The 25,343-nt window shown below is 75.9% G+C and carries 2 protein-coding genes; both read left to right on the forward strand.

The annotated features are described in order from the left end of the window. Positions 1-7: 7 nt before the first annotated feature. Positions 8-14,335 carry a type I polyketide synthase gene (locus ACFYZF_RS11265; RefSeq protein WP_387018499.1) on the forward strand — a complete coding sequence of 4,776 codons (14,328 nt, stop codon included), beginning with the start codon at positions 8-10 and terminating at the stop codon, positions 14,333-14,335. Between the two features lie 47 nt (positions 14,336-14,382). Beyond that, the gene (locus ACFYZF_RS11270) at positions 14,383-25,338 is read left to right on the forward strand and encodes an SDR family NAD(P)-dependent oxidoreductase (RefSeq protein ID WP_387018501.1); all 10,956 of its coding nucleotides are present in this window, start codon (positions 14,383-14,385) and stop codon (positions 25,336-25,338) included. Positions 25,339-25,343 lie beyond the last annotated feature (5 nt).

Below are 25,343 nucleotides of genomic sequence, written 5' to 3' on the forward strand. Positions count from 1 at the left end.
GTCCACGGTGAGCAACGAGGACGAAAAGTACGTCGAGTACCTGAAGCGTACGACCTCGGAGCTGCGGCGCACCCGGCGGCGGCTGCGCGAGCTGGAGGACCGGGCGCAGGAGCCCATCGCCATCGTGGCGATGAGCTGCCGCTACCCCGGCGGCGTCTCCTCACCTGAGCAGCTCTGGGACCTCGTCCGCGACGGCGGGGACGGCATCGGCCCGTTCCCCGCCGACCGGGGCTGGGACCTCGACCGGCTGTTCCACCCCGACCCCGACAACCCGGGCACCAGCTACGTGTCCGAGGGCGGCTTCGTCTACGACGCCGCCGACTTCGACGCCGACGTGTTCGGCATCTCACCCCGCGAGGCCGTCGCCATGGACCCGCAGCAGCGGCTGCTGCTGGAGACGTCCTGGGAGGCGTTCGAGCGGGCCGGGCTGCCGCTGCCGGCGGTGCGGGGCAGCCGCACCGGCGTGTTCGTCGGGGCCGCGTCGCACGGCTACGACGGGATGATGGCCCAGGCCCAGGCCGAGAACGGCGAGGGGCACCTGCTCACCGGCAACGCCACCAGTGTCATCTCCGGCCGGGTCGCGTACACCCTGGGCCTCGAAGGGCCGGCGGTCACCGTCGACACCGCCTGCTCGTCGTCGCTGGTCGCCGTGCACCTCGCCGCGCAGGCGCTGCGCAACGGCGACTGCGAGCTGGCGCTGGCCGGCGGCGTGACGGTCATGCCCACCCCGGCGGTCTTCGTCGGCTTCTCCCGGCAGCGCGGCCTCGCCGCCGACGGCCGGTGCAAGGCGTTCGCCGCCGGCGCGGACGGCACCTCCTGGTCCGAGGGCATCGGCATGCTGCTGCTCGCCCGCCTCTCCGACGCCCAGCGCCACGGATACCCGGTGCTCGCCGTGGTCCGGGGCAGCGCCGTCAACCAGGACGGCGCGTCCAACGGGCTGAGCGCCCCGCACGGGCCCTCCCAGGTGCGGGTCATCCGGCAGGCCCTGGCCAACGCCCGGCTCACCCCCGAGCAGGTCGACGTGGTCGAGGCGCACGGCACCGGCACCCGGCTCGGCGACCCGATCGAGGCGCAGGCGCTGCTGGCCACGTACGGGCAGGACCGGGGCGACGCCGCGCCGCTGCTGCTCGGCTCGGTCAAGTCGAACATCGGGCACACCCAGGCCGCCGCGGGCGTCGCCGGGCTGATCAAGATGGTGCTGGCCATCCGGCACGGGATCGTCCCGCCGACCCTGCACGTCGACCAGCCGTCCCCGCACATCGACTGGACCGCCGGGGCCGTCAGCCTCGCCACCGAGGCGACCCCGTGGCCGGCCGTGGACCGGCCCCGCCGGGCGGCCGTGTCGTCGTTCGGGGTGTCCGGCACCAACGCGCACACCATCGTCGAGCAGGCCCCAGCCCCGGAGGCGGGCGAGGACGCCCCGGCCCCGACGGCCGGCCGTCCGGTCGTACCGGTGCTGCTGTCGGCCCGGTCGGAGGGCGCGCTCGCCGCGCAGGCCGGCCGCTGGGCGGCGTGGCTGGACGCCGACGCCGACCTGCGTCCCCTCGACGTCGCCCACTCGTCGGTCGCCTCCCGGTCCCCCCTGGACACCCGCGCCGTCGTCGCCGCCACCGGCCGGGACGATCTGCTCGCCGGGCTGCGCGCCCTCGCCGCCGGCTCGCCGGCCGGCACCGTGCTCACCGGCACGGGCTCGACCCGTGGCCAGCTCGCGGTCCTGTTCTCCGGCCAGGGCGCGCAGCGCGCCGGCATGGGCCGGGAGCTGTACGAGACCTTCCCCGTGTTCGCCGCCGCGCTGGACGAGACGTGCGGGCACCTGGACCGGGCCCTGCCGCGCCCCCTGCGGGAGGTGCTGTTCGCCGCCGACGGCACCCCCGAGGCTGCTCTGCTGGACCAGACCGTGTTCACCCAGGCCGGCCTGTTCGCCGTCGAGGTGGCCCTGTTCCGGCTCGTGGAGTCCTTCGGGATCGCGCCGGACTTCGTCGGCGGCCACTCGATCGGCGAGATCACGGCCGCCCACGTGGCCGGGGTGCTCTCCCTCGAACACGCCTGCGCGCTGGTCGCCGCCCGGGGCCGGCTGATGCAGGCCCTGCCGGCCGGCGGCGGGATGCTCGCCGTCGCCGCGCCGGAGGCCGATGTCGTGGCGACGCTGGACGGGCTGACCGACCGGGTCGGGATCGCCACCGTCAACGGGCCGGCCTCGGTCGTGGTGTCCGGCGACGTCGACGCCCTCGACGAGGTCGAGCGGACCTGGCGGGACCGGGGTGCCCGCACCCGCCGGCTCGCCGTCAGCCACGCCTTCCACAGTCCGCTCATGGAGCCGATGCTGGCCCGGTTCCGGGCGGTGCTCGACAAGCTGACGTTCGCCGCCCCGCTGCTGCCGGTGGTGTCGAACCTGACCGGCGCGCTCGCCGACCCCGACGAGATCCGCACGGCCGACCACTGGGCACGGCACGTCCGGGAAACCGTCCGGTACGCCGACGGGGTGACCGCGCTGCGGGCCGCCGGGGTCGACACGTTCCTGGAGGTCGGGCCGCGCAGCGTGCTCACCGCGATGACCGCCGACGCGCTGCCCGGCGACACCGGCGTCCTCGCCGTCGCCGCCCAGCGCGCCGACCGGCCCGAGGCCGCCGCCCTGCTCGCCGCCCTCGGCGAGCTGCACGTCCACGGCGTGCCCGTCACCTGGCAGCCGTGGTTCGCCGACACCGGCGCGACCCGGGTCGACCTGCCCACGTACGCGTTCCAGCACCAGCGCTACTGGCCCGAGTTCGCCCCCACCGCCGAGCCGGGCGGGCGGGCCGACGGCGCGGAGGGCGACTTCTGGGCGGCCGTGGAACGCGGGGACCTGCCCGCCGTGGCGTCCCACCTCGCCGTGCAGGACGACCCGTCCGCCGTCGAGGCCCTCGCCCCGGCCGTGCCGGTCCTGTCGTCCTGGCGCAAGGCCCGCCTCCGCGACGCCACCCTGAACGCCTGGTCGTACCGCGTCGACTGGCAACCCGTCCGCCCCGCCCCCACCCCGGCCCTGAAGGGCCGCTGGCTGATCGTCACCCCCACCCCCGCCGATCTTGCAGTTGCGGCCCTTGATTCGGGCGGAATGCGGCTTTCATCGGGGCCGCAACCGCATGATCGCGGGGTGGCGGGCGTGCTGGCCGGGGCGGGGGCGGACGTGGACCGCCTCGTCGTACCCGCCGGGGTCGGGCGGGGTGAGCTGGGTGAGGTGCTGCGCCAGGGCGGCGGGGCGGGGTGGGCCGGGGTGGTGTGCGTGCTGCCCGAGGGGGACGCGGCGCTGCCGGACGCCCCCGCCGTGCCAGCCGGCACCGCCCTGCTCCTCACCCTCGTCCAGGCCCTCGCCGACACCGGCCTGGCCGGTCGGCTGTGGTGCGTCACCCGCGGCGCCGTGTCCGTCGGTAACGGCGAGACCGTCGCCGACCCGGCATCGGCGGCGGCCTGGGGGCTCGGCCGGGTCGTCGCCCTGGAACAGCCCGACCGCTGGGGCGGCCTGATCGACCTGCCCGCCCTGCCCGCCCGCACCGACAGGCCCGCCGGCCCAGCCCTGCCCGCCGGCACCGACCTGCCCGCCGGGGGCACCCCGCCCGCCGACGGCACCCCGACCGGCGGGGTCGACCCGACCGGCGGGGCCGCCGACCGCCTCGACCGGGCCACCGGGGACGCGCTGCTCGCCGTCCTCGCCGACGCCGGCCACGACCAGGTGGCGATCCGCCCGCAGGGCACCTTCGGCCGCCGCCTCGTGCCCGCCGCCCCGCCCGCCGGGGCGGGCTGGCAGCCGTCGGGCACGGTGCTGGTCACCGGCGGCACCGGTGCGCTGGGCCGGCACACCGCCCGGTGGCTGCTGGCCAACGGGGCCGCCGAGGTGGTCCTCGCCTCCCGGCGGGGCCCCGACGCCCCCGGCGCCGCCGAGCTGACCGGGGAGCTGGCCGAGCTGGGCGCCGCCCGGATCGTCGCCTGCGACGTCACCGACGCCGACGCCGTCACCGCGCTGGTCGCCGGTCTGCCGGACCTCACCGCCGTCGTGCACACCGCCGGGGTCGTCGACGACGGCGTCCTCGACGGCCTCGACCCGGCCCGGATGCAGACCGTCCTCGACGGCAAGGTCCGCGCCGCCCGGGTGCTGCACGAGGCCACCGCCGGCCGCGACCTCGACGCGTTCGTGCTCTTCTCCTCCCTCGCCGGGGTCGTCGGCAGCGCCGGCCAGGGCAACTACGCGGCGGCCAACGCGTACCTCGACGCGTTCGCGGCCTGGCGACGCGGCCAGGGGCTGCCCGCCACCGCGCTCGCCTGGGGCGCCTGGGCCTCCGACGGGATGGCCGCGGCCACCGCCGCGCTGACCGCCCGGCTCACCCGGGGCGGCGTCAACCCGCTGCCCGCCGCCGAGGCGGTCACCGCGCTCGGCCGCCTCGTCAACGCCGCCGAGCCGGCGCTCACCGTCGCCGACGTCGACTGGGGACGCCTCGCCGCCGCCTGGGGCCGGCCCACCCCGCTGATCGCCGCCCTGCCCGGGGTGCCCGCCGCGCCCGCCGGCCCCGTCCGCGCCGTGGTCGTCGGCCGGTCCCTGCCGCAGCTCACCGAGCTGGTCCGCACCCAGGCCGCCGTGGTGCTCGGCTACCCGGCAGGCCAGCCGCTGCCCGACCGCACCTTCCGCGACCTCGGCTTCGACTCGCTCACCGCCGTCGAGCTGCGCAACCGGCTCGCCGCCGAGACGGGCACGGCCCTGCCCGCCACCCTCGTCTTCGACCATCCGACCGTCGCTGAGCTGGCCGCCCACCTGCACGACCGCACCGCCGGCCACGCGCCCGGCGAGGTGGTCGCCGACGGCACCGACCTGCACCGCGAGCCGATCGCCATCGTCGCGATGAGCTGCCGCTTCCCCGGCGGGGTGTCCTCGCCCGAGCAGCTGTGGGACCTGGTCTCCGGCGGCACCGACGCGATGACCCTGATGCCCGGCGAGCGCGGCTGGAACGTCGCCGAGCTGTACCACCCCGACCCCGAACACCTCGGCACCAGCTACGTCCGCGAGGGCGGCTTCGTCGCCGGGGCCGGCGAGTTCGACCCCGCCTTCTTCGGCATCAGCCCCCGCGAGGCCCTGGCCATGGACCCGCAGCAGCGGCTGCTGCTGGAGACCACCTGGGAGGCGTTCGAGCGGGCCCGGATCGACCCGACCGCGCTGCGCGGCAGCCGCACCGGCGTGTACGTCGGCACCAACGGCCAGGACTACGGCTCGCTGCTGATGGCCGCCGGGGGCGTCGACGAGAACTACCTCGCCACCGGCACCTCCGCCAGCGTCATCTCCGGCCGGCTGGCGTACTCCTTCGGGCTGCACGGCCCCGCCGTCACCGTCGACACCGCCTGCTCGTCGTCGCTGGTCGCCATGCACCTCGCCGCGCAGGCCCTCCAGGCGGGGGAGTGCGACCTGGCCCTGGCCGGCGGCGCCACCGTGATGGCCACCCCCGGCATCTTCGTCGGCTTCTCCCGGCAGCGCGGGCTGGCAGCCGACGGCCGGTGCAAGCCGTTCGCCGGGGCCGCCGACGGCACCGGCTGGGGCGAGGGCGTCGGCCTGCTGGTCCTCCAGCGGCTCTCCGACGCCCGCCGCGACGGCAACCCGGTCCTCGCCGTGATCCGGGGCAGCGCCGTCAACCAGGACGGCGCGTCCAACGGGCTCACCGCCCCCAACGGCCCCGCCCAGCAACGGGTCATCCGGCAGGCGCTGGCCAACGCCCGGCTCACCGCCGACCAGGTCGACGCCGTCGAGGCGCACGGCACCGGCACCACCCTCGGCGACCCGATCGAGGCGCAGGCGCTCATCGCCACGTACGGCCACGACCGCCCCGCAGACCGCCCGCTCTGGCTCGGCTCGATCAAGTCGAACATCGGCCACACCCAGGCCGCCGCCGGCGTCGCCGGGGTGATCAAGATGGTGCTCGCCATGCGGCACGGGGTGCTGCCCCCCACCCTGCACGTCGACGAGCCCACCCCGCACGTCGACTGGTCCGCCGGCAGCGTCGAGCTGCTCACCGCCGCCCGTCCCTGGGAGCCGGCCGACGGCGTCCGCCGCGCCGGGATCTCCTCGTTCGGCATCAGCGGCACCAACGTGCACACCATCCTCGAACAGGCCCCCGCCGACGAGCCCGCCCCGACCGCCGACGGGCCGACCGGGGAACTGCCCTGGGTGCTGTCCGGGCGCACCGCCGCCGCCCTCGCCGCCCGCGCCCGCGACCTGACCGCCCACCTCGCCGGCGCCGGGCTCGCCGACGCCGCGCTCGTCGACGTCGGCTGGTCGCTGGTAGCCACCCGGGCGGCCCAGGACCACCGGGCCGTCGTCTTCGCCGCCGACCGGGACGACCTGACCACCGCGCTGGGCGCGCTCGCCGACGGGCGGACCGCCCCGGAGACCGTCACCCGGGGAGCCGGTACGCCGGGCGAGGTCGCCTTCGTCTTCCCCGGCCAGGGCTCCCAGTGGGTCGGCATGGCCGCCGAGCTGCTCGACACCGCCGGAGTCTTCGCCGAGAAGTTCGCCGCCTGCGCCGAGGCGCTGCGCCCGTACGTCGACTGGTCGCCGGTCGACGTGGTGCGCGGCGCGCCCGACGCCCCCTCCCTGGAACGGGTCGACGTCGTCCAGCCCACCCTGTTCGCGGTCGGTGTCTCCCTCGCCGCGCTCTGGGAGTCGTACGGGGTCCGCCCGACCGCCGTGGTCGGGCACTCGCAGGGGGAGATCGCCGCCGCGCACGTCGCCGGCGCCCTCACCCTCGACGACGCGGCGGCCGTGGTCGCCCTGCGCAGCCGGATCATCGCCGGCATCGCCGGGGACGGCGGGATGGTCTCCGTCGCCACCACCGCCGACGAGGCCACCAGCACCATCGCCCGCTGGGACGGCCGGGTCGCCCTCGCCGCCGTCAACGGGCCCACCTCCGTCGTCGTCTCCGGGGACAGCGCCGCCCTCGACGCGCTGGTCGCCCACTACGAGGCCCGCGAGGTGCGGGTCCGCCGGATCCCCGTCGACTACGCCTCGCACTCCGCCCACGTCGAGCCGCTGCGCGACCAACTCCTGGAACTGCTCGCCGGGCTGACCCCGCGCACCAGCGAGATCCGGTTCCGGTCCACCGTCACCGGCGACTGGCTCGACACCGCCGACCTCGACGCCGACTACTGGTACCGCAACCTGCGGCAGACCGTCCGCTTCGACGACGCCGTGCGCAGCCTCGTCGCCGCCGGCTACCAGACCTTCGTCGAGGTCAGCGCACACCCGGTGCTCACCATGGCTGTACAGGAGAGTGTCGAGTTGGCCGCCGCCGACCCGGGCGCGGTCACCGTCACCGGCACGCTGCGCCGCCACGAGGGCGGCCTCGGCCGGTTCCTCCGCGCCGCGGCCGAGGTCTACGTCGGGGGTACGACCGTCGACTGGCGGCCCGCGTTCGCCGGGCTCGCCGCGCACCGCCGCGACCTGCCCACGTACCCCTTCCAGCGGCAGCTCTACTGGCCGCAGCCGGCCCCGGCGTCCGCCCCGGCCGCCGGCCCGGTCGAGGTCGACGAGGTCGACGCCCGGTTCTGGGCCGCCGTCGAGGCCGAGGACCTGAGCGCCCTCACCGCCGAACTCGCCGCCGACGCGACCGACGCCGTGCCCGAGGCGGCCGTCGCCGACGTGCTGCCCGCCCTCGCCGCCTGGCGCCGCCGGCACCGCGACCAGGCCATGGTGGACTCCTGGCGGTACCGCGACGCCTGGCTGCCCGTCGCCACCGACGGGCCTGGTGAGCCCACCGCCACCGGCACCTGGTGGCTGGTCACCGGGCCCGACGACGCCGACGCGGCGCAGGCCGCGTTCTGCCGGGACGCCCTCGACCGGCGCGGCGGGACCGTCGTACCCCTGGCCCTGGACACCGAGCGGACGGACCGCGCCGCCCTCGCCGACCGGCTGCGCGACCTCGCCGCGGCGGGACCGGTCGCCGGGATCGTGTCGCTGCTCGCGCTCGACGAGACGCCCGCCCCGGCGCACCCGTCCGCGCCGGTCGGCTTCGCCGGCACGGTCACCCTGACCCAGGCCCTCGGCGACGCCGGCGTCCGCGCCCCGCTGTGGACGCTGACCTCCGGAGCCGTCTCCACCGACCCCGCCGACCCGCTGCCGCACCCCGTGCAGCAGCTCGCCTGGGGCTTCGGCCGGGTTGCCGCCCTGGAACACCCCGACCGCTGGGGCGGCCTCGTCGACCTCCCCGACGAGCTGGACGACGCCGCCGGTCGGCGGCTGGTCCGCGTCCTCACCGGCGGCGACGGCGAGGACCAGGTGGCCCTGCGCCGGGCCGGCGCGTTCGGCCGACGGCTGCTGCGCGCCCCGCTCGGCGACGCCCCCGCCACCCGGACCTGGCGGCCCTCCGGCACCGCCCTGGTCACCGGCGGCACCGGCGCCCTCGGCGGGCACATGGCCCGCTGGCTCGCCGCCAACGGCGCGTCCCACCTGGTGCTGCTCAGCCGGCGCGGCCGGCAGGCCGAGGGGATCGCCGAGCTGGAGGCCGAGCTGGTCGGCCTGGGCGCCCGGGTCACCGTGGCCGCCTGCGACGCCGCCGACCGCGACGCGCTCGCCGCCGTCATCGCCGACGTGCCCGCCGAGCACCCGCTGACCACCGTCGTGCACACCGCCGCCGTCCTCGACGACTCCGTGATCAACTCGCTCACCCTGGAACAGGTCGACTACGCGCTGAGCGCCAAGGTCAACGCCGCGCTCAACCTGCACGAGCTGACCCGCGACCGCGACCTCGACGCGTTCATCCTGTTCTCCTCGATGGCCGGCACCGTCGGCAGCTCCGGCGTCGGCAACTACGCCCCCGGCAACGCGTTCCTCAACGCCCTCGCCGAGCACCGGCGCGGCCTCGGCCTGCCCGCCACCTCCATCGGCTGGGGCGCGTGGGGCGGCGGCGGCATGGCCGAGGGCGACTTCGGTCGGATGCTGCACCGCCACGGCGCGCCCGAGATGCATCCCCGGCTCGCCGTCACCGCGCTGCACCAGGCCGTCGAGCACGACGAGACCTTCCTGACCATTTCGAACATCGCGTGGGACCGGTTCTACGTCGCGTTCACCGCCACCCGGCCCGGCCCGCTGATCGCCGAGATCCCCGAGGCGCAGCAGCTCCAGGCCACCAAGGGCCTCGTCGAGGCGAAGGAGGTGGAGGAGGCCGGCCCGGCCGGGGCGTTCACCCGGATGAGCGCCGCCGAACGCCAGCAGGCGCTGCTCGACCTGGTCCGCGACCAGGCCGCCACCGTCCTCAAGTACGACGGCGGCCAGGCCGTCGACCCGCACCACGCGTTCCGGGACCTCGGCTTCGACTCGGTGACCGCCGTGGAGCTGCGCAACCGGCTCGCCACCGCCACCGGGCTGCGCCTGCCGGTGACCCTGGTCTTCGACTACCCCACCGCCACCGCGCTCGCCCGGCACCTGCACGAGGAACTGGGTGGCGAGGCCGAGGCTCCGGCGGAGACCGCCCCCGTGACGCTCAGCGACGACGAGCCGGTGGCGATCGTGGCCATGTCCTGCCGGTTCCCCGGCGGCGCCACCGACCCGGAGCGGTTCTGGCAGATGCTGCACGCCGGCCGGGACGCCGTCTCCGACCTGCCCGGCGACCGGGGCTGGGACGTCGAGCGCCTGTACGACCCCGACCCCTATTCCACCGGCACCTCCTACGTCCGTAGCGGCGCCTTCCTGTACGAGGTGGCGGACTTCGATGCGGGCTTCTTCGGCATCTCGCCTCGGGAGGCGTTGGCGATGGATCCGCAGCAGCGGTTGTTGTTGGAGGCGTCGTGGGAGGTGGTGGAGCGGGCAGGGGTTGATCCGGGGGGGTTGCGGGGTTCGCGAACAGGGGTGTTCGTGGGGACGAATGGTCAGGACTATGGGGCCCTGTTGATGGTTTCTGCGGATGAGGTGGAGGGGTTCGCGGGGACGGGGAATGCGGCGAGTGTGGTGTCGGGTCGGGTGGCGTACGCGTTGGGGTTGGAGGGGCCGGCGGTGTCGGTGGACACGGCGTGTTCGTCGTCCCTCGTGGCGTTGCACCTGGCGGTGCAGTCGCTGCGGCGCGGCGAGTGTGACCTGGCGTTCGCGGGTGGTGTGACGGTGATGGCCACGCCGGGGTTGTTCGTGGAGTTCTCGCGGCAGCGGGGATTGGCCGCCGATGGGCGGTGCAAGGCGTTCGCGGCGGGCGCGGACGGCACGGGCTGGGGTGAGGGCGTCGGTGTGCTGCTGGTGGAGCGGCTTGCTGACGCGCGGCGGAACGGGCACCGGGTCCTGGCGATCGTGCGGGGGAGCGCGGTCAACCAGGACGGTGCCAGCAATGGTCTGACGGCCCCGAACGGCCCGTCGCAGCAACGGGTGATCCGGCAGGCCCTCGCCTCGGCGGGGCTGTCCACGGCGGACGTGGACGTGGTGGAGGCGCACGGCACCGGCACGACGCTCGGCGACCCGATCGAGGCGCAGGCGCTCCTGGCCACCTACGGACAAGGCCGGGACGCGCCGCTGCTGCTGGGCTCGGTGAAGTCCAACATCGGCCACACCCAGGCGGCGGCCGGGGTGGCCGGCGTGATCAAGATGGTGCTGGCCATGCAGGAGGGTGTCGTCCCGGCGACCCTGCACGTCGACGAGCCCTCCCCGCACATCGACTGGACGTCGGGCGCGGTGGAGTTGGCGACCGAGGCCACGCCGTGGCCCGAGACGGGCCGGACGCGGCGGGCGGCGGTGTCGTCGTTCGGCATCTCCGGCACCAACGCGCACGTGATCATCGAGCTGCCCGACGACGAGCCGGTCGAGCCGGTCGCCGTCCCCGCCACGGCGCCGGGGCTGGTCGCCTCGGGCGTGACGGTGTGGTCGGTGTCGGCCCGGTCCAGGGCCGCCCTCGCCGGTCAGGCCGCCCGCCTGGCCCGGTACGTCCGGGAACACGACGGCGTCGCGCCGGCCGGAGTGGCGTGGTCCCTGGCCACGACCCGGTCGACGTTCGACCACCGGGCGACGGTCGTCGGGTCGAGCGTCGAGGAGCTGCTGTCCGGTCTGGACGCCCTGGGCGCGGGTGCGCCTGCGGGGACGGCCGTCACGGGTGTGGTCGCGTCCCACGGTGCGGGTCCGGTGTTCGTGTTCCCGGGTCAGGGTGCGCAGTCGGCGCGGATGGCGGCTGGTCTGGTGGGTCGGACGCCGGTGTTCGACGTGCGGCTGGCGGAGTGTCAGCGTGCTCTGGCTCCGTTCCTGGACGTGGATCTCGTCGCGGTGTTGACGGGCGGGGACGAGTCGTGGTTGGAGCGGGTCGAGGTGGTGCAGCCGGTGCTGTGGGCGGTCGGCATCGCCTTGGCGGCGGTGTGGCGGCACGCGGGCGTCACCCCGCAGGCGGTGGTCGGTCACTCGCAGGGTGAGATCGGTGCGGCGTGTGTGGCGGGGATCCTGTCGCTGGACGATGCGGCGAAGACGGTTGCCCTGCGCTCGCGGGCCCTCGCGGTGTTGCGGGGTACGGGGGCGATGGCGTCGGTGGATCTGTCCGCCGATGCGGTGACCGAACGGCTGGGCGCGTTTCCCGGTGTCGGGGTGGCGGCGGTGAACGGTCCGGCCACCGTGGTCGTCTCGGGTCCGCCGCAGCCGGTGGCGGACCTCGTGGAGGCGTGCCAGGCCGAAGGGATCCGGGCCCGGTTGATTCCGGTGGACTACGCGTCGCATTCGGCGTCGGTGCAGGAGGTCGCGGAGCAGTTGCGGGCGGACCTGGCCGATGTGACCCCGCAGGCCGGCGACGTCCGGTTGGTGTCGACGTTGACCGGGGACTGGGTCGATCCGACCTCCATGGGCGCGCAGTACTGGTACGACAACTTGCGCCGGACGGTGCAGTTCGACGCCGCCGTCCGGGTCGCGATCGCCGCCGGCCACACCACGTTTGTGGAGATCAGCCCGCATCCGGTGTTGACGATGCCGGTGACGGCGATCCTCGACGACACCGGAACCACCGGACACACGTTGGGCAGCCTGCGCCGGGGTGACGACGACGCGACCCGGCTGCTGACGAACCTGGCGACCGCGCACGCCATCGGCCTGCCCGTCGACCTGACGAACGTGCTCGCCGGAACCGACGTGGTGCCGCTGCCCACCTACGCCTTCGACCGGGACCGGTTCTGGCCGACCGCCATCGCCGGGCAGCCCGGTCAGGACGACGCGCCGACCGGCGTCGACTCCGCGTTCTGGGCCGCCGTCGAGCGGGAGGATCTCCCCGCGCTCGCGGAACTCACCGCGCAGAGCGCCGCCGAATCCCTCGAACGGCTGGGCGCGGCCCTGCCGGTGCTCGCCTCCTGGCGGCGGCAGCAGCGGGAACGGTCCACCCTCGACGACTGGCGCTACCGCAGCGTCTGGCAGCCGTACACCGGGACGCCCGTCAGTTTCGTTCCCGGCGCCTGGTGGGTCGTCGCCGACGAGCGGCACGCTGCCGACGGCGAGACGGCGGTCGCCGAGCTGACCCGCCGGGGCGCCGACGCCCGGCTGGTGCTGCTGCCCGAGCGGCTGGCCGACCGGGCCGCCGTCGCCGAGCACCTGACCGCCGCCACCCGCACCACCGACGGGGACACCGCCCCGGCGCACGGTGTCCTGTCGCTGCTCGCCCTCGCCGACGGCGCGGTCGACGACACCCAGCCGGTGCCGCCGTTCCTCGCCCGCTCGCTGGCCCTGATCCAGGCCCTCGGCGACCTCGACGTGTCCGCGCCGCTGTGGTGCGTCACCCGGGGCGCCGCCGGCGCCACCCGGGGCGGGACCGTCGACCGGCCGGAGCAGTCGCTGCTCTGGGGCCTCGGCCGGGCCGTCGCCCTGGAACACCCCGAGCGCTGGGGCGGCCTGGTCGACGTGCCGGCCACCCTCGACGACCACGGCTGGGACCTGCTCTGCGCCGCCCTCGCCGGCCTCGACGGCGAGGACCAGCTCGCGCTCGACGGGGCCACCGTCCTCGTCCGCCGGCTGGTCCGGGCCCCCGCCGGAGCCCCCGCCGCCGACGCGCCCGACCACCCGGGCACCACGCTGGTCACCGGCGGCACCGGCGCGCTCGGCGCGGAGGTGGCCCGCTGGCTGGCCGCCCGGGGCGCCGAGCACCTGCTGCTGGTCAGCCGCCGGGGCGCGGACGCGCCGGGCGCCGCCGAGCTGGCCCGGGAGCTGACCGACGCGGGCACCCGGGTCACCGTCGCGGCCTGCGACGTGGCCGACCGGGCGGCACTGGCGAAGCTGCTCGACGACGTGCCCGCCGACGCGCCGCTGACCGGCGTCGTGCACGCGGCGGGCGTCCTCGACGACGGGGTCCTGGACGGCCTCACCGCCGCCCGGATCGCCACCGTGCTGCGGCCCAAGGTGCTCGGCGCGCTGCACCTGCACGAGCTGACCGTCGGCCGGGACCTGCGCACGTTCGTGCTGTTCTCCGCGATGGCGGGCCAGCTCGGCGCCGCCGGCCAGGGCAGCTACGCCGCCGCGAACGCGTACCTCGACGCCCTCGCCGAGCAGCGGCACCGGCAGGGGCTGCCGGCCACCTCGATCGCCTGGGGTCCCTGGGCGGCCGGCGGGATGGCCGCCGCCGACCCGGCCGTGGAGGAACGTCGCCGCCGCACGGGCGTGGCCCGCCTCGACACCGCGCCCGCCCTCGCCGCGCTGGAACGGTGCGTGGCACGGCGCGAACCGGCCACGCTGGTCGCCGCCATCGACTGGGCCCGGTACGTACCGGGGTTCGTCGCCGTCCGGCCCAGCCCACTGCTCAGGGGCGTCGCCGAGGCGCAGCGGGCCGTCACCGAGCGGGCCGACGACTCCGGGGCGTCCCCCGAGTCGCTGGCCGCCCTGCTCGCCGGGCAGACCGACGCCGAGCGGCGCAAGACCCTGCTGGAACTGGTACGCGGCCAGGCCGCCGCCGTGCTCGGGCACGCCTCGATGGACGCCGTCGAGCCGGACCGGGCCTTCCGGGAGCTCGGCTTCGACTCGCTGACCGCGGTGGAGCTGCGCAACCGGTTGTCCGCGACGACCGGCGTCCGGCTGCCCGCCACGGTGGTCTTCGACTACCCGACCGCGGTCGGGCTCGCCGAGTACGTCCGGGCGGCGATCGTCGACGGCGGGGTGGTCGGTGTCGCGCCGGTCTTCGGCGAACTGGACAGATTGGAAGCGGCGCTCACCGGCTCGGCGCCGGACCGTAGCGCCCGGATTCGGATCACCGAGCGGCTGCGGGCGCTGCTCGCCTCCCTCAACGAGGACGACGCCCCGGCGGGCGGCGGCGGGGACACCGTCACCGAGAAGCTCCAGGACGCCACGCCGGACGAGGTCTTCGACTTCATCGACCGGGAGCTGGGGGTGTCCTGACGTGATCGCTGCTGCGTCGACGGGTCAACACAAGGAGTGCGCGGTCCATGGCTGACGAGGCGAAGCTTCTCGACTACCTCAAGCGGGTCACCGCCGACCTGCACCAGGTGCGGCAACGCCTGCGCGAGGTGGAGGCCGGCGAGCAGGAACCGGTCGCCATCGTCTCCATGAGCTGCCGCTTCCCCGGCGGCGTGCGGACGCCGGAGGACCTGTGGGAGGTTGTCGCATCCGGCCGGGACGTGATCACCGACTTCCCGTCCGACCGGGGCTGGGACCTCGGCTCGCTGTACGACGCCGACCCCGGGCGGGTCGGCACCTCGTACACCCGGCAGGGCGGCTTCGTGCCCGAGCTGGCCGACTTCGACCCGGGCTTCTTCGCCATCTCCCCCCGGGAGGCCCTGGCGATGGACCCGCAGCAGCGGTGGCTGTTGGAGGCATCCTGGGAGGTCCTGGAGCGGGCCGGCATCGACCCGCACTCGCTGCGCGGCAGCCGCACCGGGGTCTTCGCCGGCAGCACCGGCCAGGACTACGGCGGCGTGCTGATGGGCGCCGCGCAGGGCCTGGAAGGCCACCTGATGACCGGCAACGCCGGCAGCGTCGTCTCCGGCCGGATCTCCTACACCTTCGGGCTGGAGGGCCCGGCGGTCACCATCGACACCGCCTGCTCGTCGTCCCTGGTCGCGCTGCACCTCGCCGGTCAGGCGTTGCGCCAGCGGGAGTGCACCCTGGCCATCGTCGCCGGGGTCACCGCCATGTGCACGCCGGCGGCCTTCGTCGAGTTCTCCCGACAGGGCGGCCTCGCCGAGGACGGCCGGTGCAAGGCGTTCGCCGCCGCCGCCGACGGCACCTCCTGGTCCGAGGGCGTCGGCGTGCTGCTGCTGGAGCGGCTGTCGGACGCCCAGCGCAACGGCCACCCGATTCTCGCCGTGGTGCGGGGCAGCGCCGTCAACCAGGACGGCGCGTCCAACGGCCTGAGCGCCCCCAACGGGCCGTCCCAGCAGCGGGTGATCCAGCAGGCCCTGGCCAACGCCGGCCTCGCCGCCGGCGGCGTGGACGTGGTCGAGGCGCACGGCACCGGCACCCGGCTCGGCGACCCGATCGAGGCGCAGGCACTACTGGCCACGTACGGGCAGGACCGGGGCGACTCGGGCCCGCTGCTGCTCGGCTCGGTGAAGTCGAACCTCGGGCACACCCAGGCCGCCGCCGGCGTCGCCGGGGTGATCAAGATGGTGCTGGCGATGCGGCACGGCGTCGTCCCGCCCACCCTGCACGTGGACGCCCCGACCCCCGAGGTGGACTGGGACGCCGGCGCCGTCGAGCTGGTCACCGAGGTCACGCCGTGGCCGGCGGTGGACCGGCCGCGCCGTTCCGCGGTGTCGTCGTTCGGGGTGTCCGGCACCAACGCGCACATCATCGTCGAGCAGGCCCCCGCCGTCGAGGCCGCGCCGGCCGCCGTCGCGCCGGCCGTCGAACGGCCGGTCGTGCCGGTGCCGGTGTCGGCCCGGGACGCCGCCGCGCTCGCCGCGCAGGCCGGCCGGTGGGCCGCCTGGCTGGACGCCGACCCCGACCTGAGCCCGCTCGACGTGGCCTTCTCGTCGGTCACCTCGCGATCCGCCCTGGACAGCCGCGCCGTGGTGCCGGCGACCGGCCGCGACGACCTGATCGCCGGGCTGCGGGCGCTGGCGGCGGGGGATCCGTCGGGCACGGTGGTCGCGGGTCAGGCGGCCGACCGGGGGACGCTCGCGGTGCTGTTCTCCGGCCAGGGCGCGCAACGCGCCGGCATGGGACGGGAGTTGTACGGGTACTTCCCAGGGTTCGCCACCGTGCTGGACGAGGTGTGCGCCGGGCTGGACCCGCTGTTGCCGCAGCCGCTGAAGCCGGTGCTGTTCGCCGAGGCGGGCACCGCCGAGGCGGGCCTGCTGGACCAGACCGTGTTCACCCAGGCCGGCCTGTTCGCCGTCGAGGTGGCCCTGTTCCGGCTGATCGAGTCGTTCGGGATCGCGCCGGACCTGGTCGGCGGTCACTCGATCGGCGAGATCACCGCCGCCCACGTGGCCGGCGTGCTGTCCCTGGCGGACGCGTGCGCCCTGGTGGCGGCGCGGGGCCGGCTGATGCAGGCGCTGCCGGCCGGCGGCGGGATGCTGGCCGTGGCCGCGCCGGAGGCGGACGTGGCGGCCAGCTTGGACGGGCTGACCGACCGGGTCGGCATCGCGGCCGTGAACGGCCCGTCGGCCGTCGTGGTGTCCGGCGCGGTCGACGCCCTCGACGAGCTGGAGCAGGCGTGGCGGGGCCGGGGCGCCCGTACCCGCCGGTTGACCGTCAGCCACGCGTTCCACAGCCCGCTGATGGAGCCGATGCTCGCCGAGTTCCGGGCCGTCCTGGGCACCCTGAGCTTCGCCGCGCCGACGCTGCCGGTGGTGTCGAACCTGACCGGCGCGCTCGCCGACGCCGAGGAGATCCGCACCCCCGAGTACTGGGTGCGGCACGTCCGGGAGGCCGTCCGGTTCGCCGACGGGGTCACCGCCCTGCGGGCGGCCGGCGCGGGCATGTTCCTGGAGGTCGGCCCGCAGAGCGTGCTGACCGCGATGGCCGCCGACGTCCTGCCCGGCGACGACGGCGTGCTCGCCGTCGCCGCCCAGCGCAGGGACCGGCCCGAGCCCCACGCCCTGCTCGCCGCCCTGGCCGAGCTGCACGTGCACGGCGTCCCCGTCACCTGGCAGCCGTGGTTCGCCGAGACCGGCGCGCGGCGGGTCGACCTGCCGACGTACGCGTTCCAGCACCAGCGGTACTGGCCCGAGGCCGGGGCCGGGTGGACCGGTGACATCACCGCCGTCGGACTGCGCCCCGCCCAGCACCCCCTGCTCGGTGCCGCCGTCGGCGTCGCGCACGCCGAGGGCTTCCTGTTCACCGGGCGGCTGGCCCGGCGCACCCACCCGTGGATCTCCGACCACGTCGTCTTCGACACCGTGCTGCTGCCCGGCACCGGCTTCGTCGAGCTGGCCCTCCAGGCCGGCGCGCACGTCGGCGCCGACCACGTCCGCGAGCTGACCCTGGAGTCGCCGCTGATCCTGCCGGAGACCGGCGGCGTCGACATTCAGCTCTGGATCGGCCCGGCCGACGAGACCGGCTGCCGGACCGTCTCCCTGCACTCCGCCGCGGACGGCGAGCCCGCCGAGGGCACCGGCGAGCGACCCTGGACCCGCAACGCCAGCGGCGTGCTGGCCGGCGGACCGGCGACCCCGGGCGGCCCGCAGGGCTGGTCCGACCTGACCGCCTGGCCGCCCCCGGGTGCCACCGAGGTCGGCACCGACGACCTGTACCTGAACCTCGCCGCCCAGGGCTACGACTACGGCCCGTCCTTCATCGCGCTGCGCTCCGCCTGGCGGCGCGGCGACGACCTGTTCGCCGAGCTGGCCCTGCCCGAGACCCCGGCCGCCGAGGCCGGCGGGTACGGCCTGCACCCGGCCCTGCTCGACGCGGCCCTGCACACGCTCGGCCTCACCACCCCCGCCGGCGAGCCGTCCGGCGCGGACATGCCCCCCGGGTACGGCCGGCTGCCGTTCTCCTGGAACGACGTCGCCCTGCACGCGGCCGGCGCGGCGGCGGCCCGGGTCCGCGTCTCGCACACCGGCACCGACAGCGTCTCCCTGCTGCTCGCCGACGTCACCGGCGCCCCGATCATCTCCGTCGGCTCCCTCGTGCTGCGGCCCGTCTCCGCCGATCAGCTCCGGGTCGCCGGGGGCGGCGGCACCGAGTCGCTGTTCCGGATCGAGTGGGCCCCGCTCGCCCTGCCCGCCGGCCCGTCCACCGCCGGCTGGGCGGTCGTCGGCGACGCCGCCGGCCTCGCCGACGCCGTCGCCGCCACTGGTACGCCCGTCGCGGCGTACCCCGACCTGACCGCCCTGGCCGCCGCGCTCGACGAGGGCGCGGACGCGCCCGGCGTGCTGGTCGTGCCGTTCCTCGACCCGCCCGCGTCGACCGACGTGCCCCGGGCCGTCGCCGAGGTGACCCACCGGGCCCTCGCCGTGCTCCAGCGGTTCCTCGCCGACGACCGGTACGCCGACTCCCGGCTGGTCGTGCTCACCCGGGGCGCCGTCGCCACCGACGCCGACGCCGACCTGACCGACCTGACCGGCCCCGCCGTCATCGGCCTGCTCCGCTCCGCCCAGTCGGAGAACCCCGACCGGTTCGTGCTGATCGACGTCGACGACGCGACCGGCTCGGCCGCCGCCCTGGTCTCGGCCGTGGGCACCGACGAGCCGCAGGTCGTGATCCGTTCCGGCGTAGCCGCCGGGGCCCGGCTCACCCGGGTTCCGGCCCTCGCGGAGCCGCCCGCCGCCCCGTTCGACGGCGACGGGACCGTGCTGATCACCGGCGCCACCGGCACCCTCGGCCAGCTCATGAGCCGGCATCTGGTGACCGTGCACGGCGTCCGGCACCTGATCCTCACCAGCCGGCGCGGTCTGGCCGCCGAAGGCGTCGCCGAGCTCCGCGCCGAGCTGGCGGCGCTGGGCGCGACCGTCACCGTCGCCGCCTGCGACGTCGCCGACCGGGACGCGGTCGCGGCGCTGCTCGCCGGCATCCCGGCGGAGCACCCGCTCACCGCCGTCATCCACGCCGCCGGGGTACGCGACGACGGCGTCATCTCCTCGCTCACCCCCGAGCGGATGGACGGCGTGCTGCGGCCCAAGGTCGACGCCGCCTGGAACCTGCACGAGCTGACCGCCGGCCTCGACCTGAAGGCGTTCGTCTCGTACTCGTCCCTCGCGGCCACCGCCGGCGGTCCCGGCCAGGGCAACTACGCCGCCGCCAACGCGTTCCTCGACGGGCTGGCCCACCACCGCAAGGCGCACGGCCTCGCCGCCCTCACCCTCGCCTGGGGCCTGTGGGCCGACCGCAGCGGCATGACCACCGAGCTGGACGACGTCCACCTCAACCGGATCTCCCGCTCCGGCGTCGCCGCCATGGAGGCCGAGGAGGGCCTGGCCCTCTTCGACGCCGCCTGCCGCACCCCCGACGCCGCGCTCGTCCCGGCCCGCCTCGACCTCGCCGCGATGAAGGCGCAGTTCGCGGGCGGCAGCATCCCGCCGCTGTACCGGGCGCTGATCCGCACCCCCGCCCGCGCCGCCGCCGTGAGCACCGGCGCGTCCCTGGTCCAGCAGCTCGCCGCCCTCGGCGACGCCGACCGGGTCACCGCGCTCGTCGAGATCGTCCGGGGCCAGGCCGCCGCCGTGCTCGGCTACCCCGACCCGGCCGCGATCGAGCCGCGCCGGGCGTTCAGCGAGTTCGGCTTCGACTCGCTCACCGCCGTGGAGATGCGCAACCGGCTCAACAACGCGTTCGGTATGCGACTGCCGGCCACCCTCGTCTTCGACTACCCGAGCCCGCACGACCTGGCCGTCCACCTCGGCACGGAGATCGCCGGCACCCCCGTGCCGGTCCGGCCCACGACCGCCACCGTGGCCGTCGGCGACGACGAGCCCCTCGCCATCATCGGCATGGCCTGCCGGCTGCCCGGCGGGGTGTGGTCGCCCGACGACCTGTGGCGGCTCGTCGTCGACGGCGTCGACGCGATCACCGACCTGCCCACCGACCGGGGCTGGGACCTCGACACCCTGTACAGCCCCGACCCGGACGCCAGCGGCACCTTCTACGCCCGGGGTGGCGGCTTCCTGGGTGGCGTCGACCGGTTCGACCCCGGCTTCTTCGGCATCAGCCCCCGCGAGGCGCTGGCCATGGACCCGCAGCAGCGGCTGCTGCTGGAGACCACCTGGGAGTCCTTCGAGTCCGCCGGGATCGACCCGGCCACCGTGCGGGGCAGCAGCACCGGCGTGTTCGTCGGCACCAGCGGCCAGGACTACGGCTCGCTGCTGGCGTACTCGCCGGAGGCCGCCGAGGGCTACATGCTGACCGGGATGACCAGCAGCGTCATCTCCGGCCGGGTGGCGTACACGTTCGGCCTGGAGGGGCCGGCGGTCTCCCTCGACACCGCCTGCTCGTCGTCCCTGGTCGCCCTGCACTGGGCCGGCCAGGCGCTGCGCCGCGGCGAGTGCGACATGGCCCTCGCCGGTGGCGTGATGGTGATGGCCACCCCGACGGCGTTCGTCGAGTTCTCCCGGCAGCGCGGCCTCGCCACCGACGGCCGGTGCAAGTCGTTCGCCGCGTCGGCGGACGGGACCGGCTGGTCCGAGGGCGTCGGCATGCTCCTTGTGCAGCGGCTCTCCGACGCCCGCCGGCAGGGCCGCCAGGTCCTCGCCGTGGTCCGGTCCTCCGCCGTCAACTCCGACGGCGCGTCGAACGGCCTCACCGCCCCCAACGGCCCCTCCCAGCAGCGGGTGATCCGGCAGGCCCTCGCCTCGGCGCGACTGTCCACGGCGGACGTGGACGTGGTGGAGGCGCACGGCACCGGCACGACGCTCGGCGACCCGATCGAGGCGCAGGCGCTGCTGGCCACGTACGGGCAGGACCGGCCCGCCGACCGGCCGTTGCTGCTCGGCTCGATCAAGTCCAACATCGGCCACGCCCAGGCCGCCGCCGGTGTCGCCGGTGTGATCAAGATGGTGCAGGCCATCCGGCACGGGATGGTGCCCGCCACCCTGCACGTCGACGAGCCGTCCCCGCACATCGACTGGACGGCGGGTGCCGTCTCGCTGGTCACCGAGGCCACCCCGTGGCCGGCCGTGGACCGGCCGCGCCGGGCGGCCGTGTCGTCGTTCGGCATCTCCGGCACCAACGCACATGTGATCATCGAGCAGGCCGACGACGAGCCGGCGGAGCTTTTCGCCGTCCCCACGAGTGCGCCGGGCCTGGTCGACTCGGGCGTGACGGTGTGGCCGGTGTCGGCCCGGTCCAGGGCTGCCCTCGCCGGTCAGGCCGCCCGCCTGGCGTCGTACGTGCGGGAGTGCGACGGTCTCGACGCGGCGGCGGTGGGCTGGTCCCTGACGGCCACGCGCGCCGTCTTCGACCAGCGGGCCGCCGTGATCGGTTCGACGGCCGAGGAGCTGCTGTCCGGCCTGGACGCCCTCGCGGCGGGTACGCCGGCCGGCAACGCGGTCACGGGTTCGGCTTCCGGTCACGGTGCGGGTCCGGTGTTCGTGTTCCCGGGTCAGGGTGCGCAGTCGGCGCGGATGGCGGCTGGTCTGGTGGGTCGGACGCCGGTGTTCGACGTGCGGTTGGCGGAGTGTCAGCGTGCTTTGGCTCCGTTCCTGGATGTGGATCTCGTCGCGGTGTTGACGGGTGGGGACGAGTCGTGGTTGGAGCGGGTGGAGGTGGTGCAGCCGGTGCTGTGGGCGGTCGGCATCGCCTTGGCGGCGGTGTGGCGGCATGCGGGCGTCTCCCCGCAGGCGGTGGTCGGTCATTCGCAGGGTGAGATCGGTGCGGCGTGTGTGGCGGGGATCCTGTCGCTGGACGACGCGGCGCGGACGGTTGCCCTGCGTTCGCGTGCTTTGGCGGTGTTGCGGGGTACGGGGGCGATGGCGTCGGTGGATCTGTCCGCCGATGCGGTGACCGAACGGCTGGGCGCGTTTCCCGGTGTGGGTGTCGCGGCGGTGAACGGTCCGGCCACCGTGGTCGTCTCCGGTCCGCCGCAGCCGGTGGCGGACCTCGTGGAGGCGTGCCAGGCCGAAGGCATCCGGGCCCGGTTGATTCCGGTGGACTACGCGTCGCATTCGGCGTCGGTGCAGGAGGTCGCGGAGCAGTTGCGGGCGGACCTGGTGGACGTGGCCCCGCAGGCCGGCGACGTCCGGTTGGTGTCGACGTTGACCGGGGACTGGGTCGATCCGGCCTCCATGGGCGCGCAGTACTGGTACGACAACCTGCGGCGGACGGTGCAGTTCGACGCCGCCGTCCGGGTCGCGATCGCCGCCGGCCACACCACGTTCGTGGAGATCAGCCCGCATCCGGTGTTGACGATGCCGGTCACGGCGATCCTCGACGACACCGGAACCACCGGACACACCCTGGGTAGCCTGCGCCGGGGTGACGACGACGCGACCCGGTTGCTGACGAATCTGGCGACCGCGCACGCCATCGGCCTGCCCGTCGACCTGACGAACGTGCTCGCCGGAACCGACGTGGTGCCGCTGCCCACCTACGCCTTCGAGCACCAGCGGTTCTGGGTGGACCCGCCCGTGCACCGGGCGCAGGACGTCGCCTCCGCCGGCCTCCAGGACGCCGGGCACCCGCTGCTCAGCGCCGCCCTCACCTTCCCCGACAGCGAGCGGATGGTGTTCACCGGACGGCTGTCGGTGCGTACCCACCCGTGGCTCGGCGAGCACCGGGTGATGAACAACATCCTGCTGCCCGGCACCGCGTTCGTGGAGCTGGCGACGTACGCAGGCGAGCAGGCCGGCTGCCCGACGGTGGAGGAGCTGACCCTGCTCGCCCCGCTGGTCCTGCCCGAGCTGGGCTCCCTACAGGTGCAGCTCTCGGTCGGCGAGCGCGACGACGACGGCCGGCGCGGCGTGCAGCTCTACTCCCGGCCCTACCGGGACGGCTCGGACGAGATCCTCGCCGACGTGGCCTGGACCTGCCACGCCACCGGCCTGCTCGCCCCGCAGCCGGCCGACGCGCCCGCCTTCGACCTGGGGGTGTGGCCGCCGCCCGGCGCGACCCGCGTCGAGTCCGACGACTTCTACTCCGGCATCGAGGCGACCGTCTTCGGGTACGGCCCGGCGTTCCGCGGCCTGCGCGCCGCGTGGACCCGCGGCGACGAGGTCTTCGCCGAGGTCGAACTGCCCGCCGACCACCACGCCGAGGCGGGCCGGTTCGGCGTGCACCCGGCGCTGCTCGACGGCGCGTTGCAGGCCATGTCGATCGGCGGCTTCCTCGGCCGGATGGGCGACGGCGCCGACGCCACCGCGCCCCGGCTGCCGTTCGCCTGGACCGGGGTCTCCCTGCTCGCCGCCGGGGCCACCGCCCTGCGGGTCCGGGTCGCCGCGGCCGGCGAGGTCGGGGTGGCCTTCCAGGTGGCCGACGCCACCGGCGCGCCGGTGCTGCACGTCGACTCGCTGATCATGCGGCGGGTCTCCGGCGACTCCCTGGGCGCGGCCCGCTCCGGCCGGCACGAGTCGCTGTTCCAGGTGGACTGGCCGGCGCTGCCGGTGCCCACCGGCCCGGTCCCGGCGGCCACCCGCTGGGTGGTGCTCGGCGGCGACGACCTGGCCCTCAGCGCCGCCTGCGAGTCGGCGGGCGCGCGGGTGCGCGCCGACATCGACCTGGACTCCCTCGGCGACCTGCTCGCCGGGGGCGAGCCCGCGCCGGAGGCGGTCGTCGTCCCGGTCGGCGGCGCCGACGACGACGCGGACCCGGCCCTCGCCGCGCAGGCGCGGGCCACGACGCACCGTACCCTCGCGGCGTTGCGGACCTGGCTCGCCGACGACCGGTTCGCCGGATCCCGGCTCGTGCTGGTCACCCGCGACGCGGTCGCGGCGGGGGAGCAGCCGGCGGTCAACCTGCGCCAGGCCCCCGTGTGGGGCCTGCTGCGCACCGCCCAGCTCGAACACCCCGACCGGTTGCAGCTCGTCGACCTCGACGACGCGCCGGACAGCCGGGCCGCCCTGGCCGCCGCGATCGCCTCCGGCGAGCCGCAGCTCGCCGTGCGGGCCGGGCAGGTCCGCACCCCGCGCCTCGGGCGGGTCCCGGCCGGGACGGAGCCGCTGCCCGGCGGCATCGACCCCGACGGCACCGTGCTGATCACCGGCGGCACCGGCGTGCTCGGCCGGATCCTGGCCCGGCACCTCGCCACCACGCACGGCGTGCGGCACCTGCTGCTCGCCGGCCGGCGCGGCGCGGCGGCCGAGGGGATCGCCGACCTGGTCGCCGAACTCGCCGAGGCCGGTACGGAGGTGACCGTCGCCGCCTGCGACGCCGCCGACCCGGACGCCCTGGCGGCGCTGCTCGCCGGGATCCCCGCCGCGCACCCGCTCACCGCCGTGGTGCACGCCGCCGGCGTCCTCGACGACGGGGTGCTGGAGTCGATGACCCCCGACCGCGTCGACGCGGTGGCCGTGCCGAAGATCGACGCGGCCTGGCACCTGCACCGGCTCACCGAAGGGCTGGGCCTCGCGGCGTTCGTGCTGTTCTCCTCGGCGGCGGCCACGCTGGGCAGCGCCGGCCAGTCCAACTACGCGGCGGCCAACGCCTTCCTCGACGCCCTCGCCGCGCACCGCCGGGCCCGGGGGCTCGCCGGCATCTCCCTCGCGTGGGGCCTGTGGGAGCAGGCCAGCGGCATGACGGGTCACCTCGCCGACGCCGACGTGCGGCGCATCACCGAGCAGGGCGCCGCCGGCCTGGCCACCGCGCAGGCGCTGGACCTGTTCGACGCCGCCTGGCGGCTGGACGCCGCGGCGGTCGTACCGATGCGGCTGGACGTCGGGACGCTGCGGGGTCAGGCGGAGTCCGGCACCCTCGCGCCGATGCTCCGCGCCCTGGTCCGGGTGCCGCTGCGCCGCTCCGTCGACGCCACCGGCGCCCGTGCCGGCGGGGTGTCGCTCGGCCAGCGACTCGCCGGACTGGCCGGCCCGGAACGGCTGAAGGTGGTGCTCGACGTGGTCCGGGCCAACATCGCCGCCGTCCTCGGCCACGCCGGCGCCGACGCGGTCGACCCCGGCCGGCTCTTCACCGACCTGGGCTTCGACTCGCTCACCGCCGTGGACCTGCGCAACCGGCTCAACGCCCTGTCCGGGCTGCGGCTGCCGGCGACGCTGGTCTTCGACTACCCGACGCCGACCGCGCTGGCCGAGAAACTGACCAGCGAGATCGCCGCCGACTCCGCGCCCTCCACCCAGCCCATCTTCCAGGGCATCGACACCGTGGAGAGCCTGCTCAACTCCATCCCGCTCGACCCGGTGGCCCGGGACCGGTTCACCGCCCGGATGCAGGACCTGCTCGCCAAGGCGTCCGACCTGGCCGCCGGGCCCGCCGCCGAGGACCGGCCCGACCTCGACTCGGCCAGCGACGACGAGATCTTCGACTTCATCAGCAAAGAGTTTGGAATCTCCTGAGATGA

Origin of the sequence: Micromonospora sp. NPDC001898, assembly GCF_042891255.1 — a bacterium.
In the GTDB taxonomy this organism is placed as follows: domain Bacteria; phylum Actinomycetota; class Actinomycetes; order Mycobacteriales; family Micromonosporaceae; genus Micromonospora.

Coding starts and splice junctions, on each gene's coding strand:
- ACFYZF_RS11270 (WP_387018501.1), top strand. CDS start 14,383: ATGGCTGACGAGGCGAAGCTTCTCGACTACCTCAAGCGGGTCACCGCC.